A 5032-nucleotide genomic window follows, 5' to 3' on the forward strand; every position below is an offset into this window, starting at 1 on the left:
GTTTTATGTCATGCTCTTTTAACAAATTAATTCTCAAATACAAAATTAATCTTATTATCTTTCCACTCTAATTTCGCATCAAACGTTTTCTCGCCCTTTTTAAAGCCTTTAATTAAATCAGTCTTTTCACCTTTTAAGAGCTTTGTCATATTCTTTTGCGAAATTGTTTTACTTAATATCTTCTTTGAAATGGTGAAATCACATTGCGTTGTATTATAGTTAGAACAACCGTAAAACGTTGACTTATCAATTACATCGCCATCACATTTTTTACAGCTACCAACCTTTTTACCCGTTGTAAATTTCGATCCTTTTCGTTCAATCGATTCAACATGTAGTCCCGTGAAATCCCACTTCTCAGACATTTCCACTGCGTCTTCAATAATTTTAGCTGATAGCTTTTTCGTCTGTTCCATAAATGTAGCTGGTGAAGCTGTACCTTCACCAATTTCCGCAAGACGTTGTTCCCATTTCGCAGTCATTTCCGGTGAAGCTAGTATTTTGTCACCAATTGCGGTAATTAATACTTTTCCTTTATCAGTCGCATACACTTGGTTTTTCTTTACATCTATATATTTACGGTCTTTCAGCATCGTAATAATACCCGCGCGGGTCGCTTCCGTACCTAAACCTTCTGTTTTCTTCAATACCTTCTCTAGCTCTTCATTCTCTAAATACTTACCGGCTGTTTTCATTAACGTAATAAGTTGTCCTTCTGTATAACGCTTCGGTGGCTGTGTTTTTCCTTCTTTCACTTTCACCTTTACAACTTTTCCTTCTTCACCTTCAGCTACAATTGGAAGAATGGTTTCGTCATCTTTATCGTCTTGGAAAATAACTTTACGCCAACCTTCTTGAATTTGCTGTTTTCCTTTTGAAATGAATTCAGCACGTTCATCTACAAGCGTTACAATCGTTGTATAGTCAAAGATTGCAACTTCATAATGAGCTGCAATAAGCCTTCTTACGATCATATCGTATATTTTCTTTTCATCACCTGATAGTCTGCTTGGGTTTGTAACTTGCTCTGTCGGAATAATCGCGTAGTGATCTGTTACTTTCTTTTCATTTACATAACGCTTATTGTTCATAATGGATTCAACCGGAGCCGGTAATAAACCTTTATATTCATCAAACTGACTTAACTTCTGTAAAATATCAGGGAAAGTCGCTGCTTCTCCTTGAGTAACATAGTTAGAATCTGAACGTGGATAAGAAACAATCCCTTTTTGATAGAGTGCTTGCGTTATATCAAGCGTCTTTTTCGGTGAAAACTTAAAGGCTTTATTTGCCGTTGCTTGCAGTGATGATAAGTTGAATAAAAGCGGCGGCTGAAACTCTTTACGCTCCGTTTTCATTTCCTTCACAACAGCCGGTTTCCCTTGGCAAAATGCCGCAATTTTATTCGCCATATCAGGGTCTTTTAAGCGGGATTCATTATCCTTCTCCCATTTCCCGTCATATTTCTTTCCTTCTATATTAAAGGTTGCAAACACTTCCCAGAAAGGCTCTGACTTAAAGTTTTCAATTTCTTTCTCACGCTTTACAATCAATGCTAACGTTGGTGTTTGGACACGACCAGCAGAAAATACATCATTCATTCCTTTTTTCTTTAACAAAATACTAAACACACGTGATGCATTCATGCCAACAACCCAGTCAGCACAAGATCTTGTGTATGCTTCGTAATACGTATTAATTGTATCTGATTCATCAAGTAAATTTTTAAACCCTTGATAAATAGCTTGCTTCGTTAAAGACGAAATCCATAGACGCTTCATAGGCTTTTGCACGTTACAAAGATTAATAATATTTCGTACGATTAGTTCCCCTTCACGCCCAGCATCGCCTGCGTGAATAATTTCTGTTACCTGTGGATTATGTAACAGCTGTTTCACAACGTTAAATTGCTTATACTTTGACTTTGTTACTTCAAATTGAAAACGCTCTGGAATCATCGGTAATGTATTAAGTGACCATTTTTTCCACTCTGCGTGATAATGCTCTGGATTACATAACTGCGTCAAATGACCAATTGCCCATGTACAGTACGCTCCATTTGGAAATAACTCATTTGCTTCTACTTCTAAATATCCATCTTTCCGGCGATATTTAAACTGTGAAACAAGAGCCAACCCTTGATCTGGTTTCTCGGCAATAATTAATTTCATTTTATAACTCCCTATCTGTATTCCAGTGTTACTTTCATTGTCTATATGTTTAGAAGCGATGATAAAACAACAATCTTATTTATCATTCGCGGTTTGTCTCGCAAATGTGAGACCTATAATATTATACGCTTATTCTTTATGGCTTCACAATAGAAACTCATAATATAACAATTTCTTTCACATGCTTACAATTAAAAAAGACGCCCTAAAAAATCAAGCGTTCCTTTGCTTACATCTATGAAATTGTGCAGATAATATGCAGATATAAATTATCATAAGTACACATATGATGAAATGAACGATAGGACAAGGAGGTATCATAATGTTTGCTTATACGTTAACTACCTTAACACTTTGCTGTACCTCAATTCTTATTGCATCCAATATTTCCAAACGTAAGGGTACCCTAATGGAGTATATGGTATTTATTATGTCTTTTAGTATGAGTATCGGTTTAAGTATTGGTTTTTATTTAGGCATTCTCTTTAAGGGGGAATTACTATATTCTACTTTACTTGCTATTTTAATTAGTGGTTTTATCGGTTTTTTAGTGGGTCTACGTTTTCACCTATATACTGCTTTAGAAGGAATGTTCTCTGGATTAATGGCAAGTATGATGGGAGCAATGATTACAGAAATGTTAAATGCTCAACAAGCTCATAGTATATTGTTCATTAGCCTTTTACTTACTATAACGATTACTATGTCCTGTATAATTCAATTGTTATCGGAGAACTTTTCTACTTTTATCCAACAGCGTTTTTTGTTATTACTTTCAATTAGTGTAGTAATTATCGTTGCCGTATTCGCGACATTCCCAGATCATACTCCTGCACCTGCACCTTCACCTGGGCATAATCAACATATACATTAGTACTTGCAACAAAAATGAATAAGCAGCTATCCATAGGATAACTGCTTCCTATTATTCTGGCTTATTAGGAATGTTTTGGTTTGGAACATAGTCAGATTTATAATCTGTATAGTTCACTTCCGTTACCATCCCTGCTGAAGCATGATGTAGGTCGTGACAGTGGAACATCCACTCACCGGGATTGTCTGCTACAAAGGCTACTTCATATTCTTCTCCTGGTTTTAAGTTCAATGTATCTTTTACAATTGGAGAACCTTTTATCGGTTTTCCATCTTTACTCAACACCTGAAAGAAGTGCCCGTGTAAATGCATTGGGTGATCATCCATTTTAGAACGATTTACCAACTTCACTTTTACTAAATCACCCTTTTTTACTTGAATTGGGTCAATATCCGGAAATACCTTTCCGTTAATTGTATATACCATTTCATTTCCATTCATTTGCGTATTTAAGTCCATATTATATGTGGCAGTATACTCTTGATTTAACGTGAAACTACCTAATTTTTTAGTACCATATTTCATTATATCTACTTTCGGTAATTTTTCTTTTTCGTCTGCTTTATCTTTCATCTCTTTGCTGCCATCATATTCAATAACAGCTTTCATTCCTTTTGCACCTTTATTTTTCGAATGGTCTTCAACATACCATTTCCCAGTTTTATTAGCAGTAAATTCAATATCATAACGTTCGCCCGGTGCGATTGAAATTACTTTATCCTTTATAACTTTTGGATCGTTTATTGGTTGACCATCTGTCGCAATTACTTTTATATCATGACCGTGAACATGTATATCATGTGATAGATAACCAGCATTAACGAGTCGAAAACGAACTTTATCTCCCTTATTCACTTTCAATGGCACTACTAAATCACCGCTTTTTCCATTGATTGTGAATAAATCATACATACTCATATCATGACCTTCCATCTTCATATTTCCATGGTCCATTCCTTCCATATTACTAGAGTCTTTTTGATCACTGCCCACGTCCATACCAGAATGATCCATGCCGTTCTTATCATCATTCTTTTCCTCATTTTCATTACCTTTAGATTTATTACCTATTTGCCCTTTTGTCATTTCTTTTAACTGCTTATTCATTTCTTCTTTATCTGTAACCCATTCATCCAACATTAATGTGTAATCTTTATCATATTTTTCCTTTGTATCTTCTACAATGAGCGCTCCATACAAACCTCTATCTAATTGATTTACAGAATCTTGATGCGAGTGATACCAGTACGTTCCTGGTACGTTCGCTTCAAATTCGTAAGTGAAACTTTTTCCTGGTTCAACTGCATCTTGTGTCACGCCTGGAATTCCATCCATGTTATTTGGGACAGGATATCCATGCCAATGAATAGATACTGGTGCAGATAATTCATTTTTTAATGTCACTTTCACCTTTTCACCTTTTTTCACCCGAATTTCTGGACCAGGAGATGATCCATTAAATGTCCAGACTGGAACAATAACACCGTTACTTAACTTTTGCTTTTCTTCTTTCGCTATTAAAGTAACTTCTGGTCCTTTTTCAACCTTCAATGGTTTTGTAGCTGTTTCAGTCTGTATTGTTTTTTTATCTTTCATATTTTTATGATCATTTGTTGTATTTGTGGCCAAAGAACATGCAGCAATTAAAAATATTACAGAGACCGTAACAGCTTTTAATACAAATCGCTTCATGGAAAATCCCTCCTTTTTCAAAATCATTATAGAAGTTGATTTTCAAGAAAATAAGGAGATGTAACTAGATTTTACGTAAGCTAATTGGAAGATTACTAAAAGTGGAGACATTACAAGAGGCGAATATTTTAGAAATACAAAATGCTTTCCTTGTAGCGACTATATTAGCCGTTCTCGTATTTGTTTTGACGTTATTTCTTAAGAAACAATAACACTTCTATTATTAAATAAGAAAAATGTAGCTAAAATGCTCTTCACAAAAGAACTTAGATTTTTGTATAATAAGAACTAATGT

Annotated in this window: 3 protein-coding genes; 1 reads left to right on the forward strand and 2 read right to left on the reverse strand. The window is 34.9% G+C overall.

Annotated features, from left to right (window positions below; all coding sequences use genetic code 11):
• Positions 1-26: 26 nt before the first annotated feature.
• Positions 27-2171: a DNA topoisomerase III gene (gene topB / locus DN403_RS30275; RefSeq protein WP_000766771.1), complete on the reverse strand. Its 2145-nt coding sequence runs from the start codon at positions 2169-2171 to the stop codon at positions 27-29.
• A 322-nt stretch (positions 2172-2493) separates the two neighbouring features.
• Between topB and DN403_RS30285 the strand changes: the two genes are divergently transcribed.
• Positions 2494-3045: a hypothetical protein gene (locus DN403_RS30285; RefSeq protein WP_016077856.1), complete on the forward strand. Its 552-nt coding sequence runs from the start codon at positions 2494-2496 to the stop codon at positions 3043-3045.
• A 51-nt stretch (positions 3046-3096) separates the two neighbouring features.
• On the opposite strand, the gene DN403_RS30290 is transcribed toward DN403_RS30285, so the two are convergent.
• On the reverse strand, positions 3097-4737 hold the full coding sequence (locus tag DN403_RS30290) for a multicopper oxidase family protein (protein WP_000820011.1): 1641 nt from the start codon (positions 4735-4737) through the stop codon (positions 3097-3099).
• Positions 4738-5032 lie beyond the last annotated feature (295 nt).

The organism is Bacillus sp. AY2-1, from assembly GCF_008368965.1.
Lineage (GTDB): Bacteria > Bacillota > Bacilli > Bacillales > Bacillaceae_G > Bacillus_A > Bacillus_A thuringiensis_S.

What these genes read in the sequence shown, in the direction of transcription:
- topB (WP_000766771.1), bottom strand. Translation starts at nt 2,171, where the DNA reads ATGAAATTAATTATTGCCGAGAAACCAGATCAAGGGTTGGCTCTTGTT.
- DN403_RS30285 (WP_016077856.1), top strand. Translation starts at nt 2,494, where the DNA reads ATGTTTGCTTATACGTTAACTACCTTAACACTTTGCTGTACCTCAATT.
- DN403_RS30290 (WP_000820011.1), bottom strand. Translation starts at nt 4,737, where the DNA reads ATGAAGCGATTTGTATTAAAAGCTGTTACGGTCTCTGTAATATTTTTA.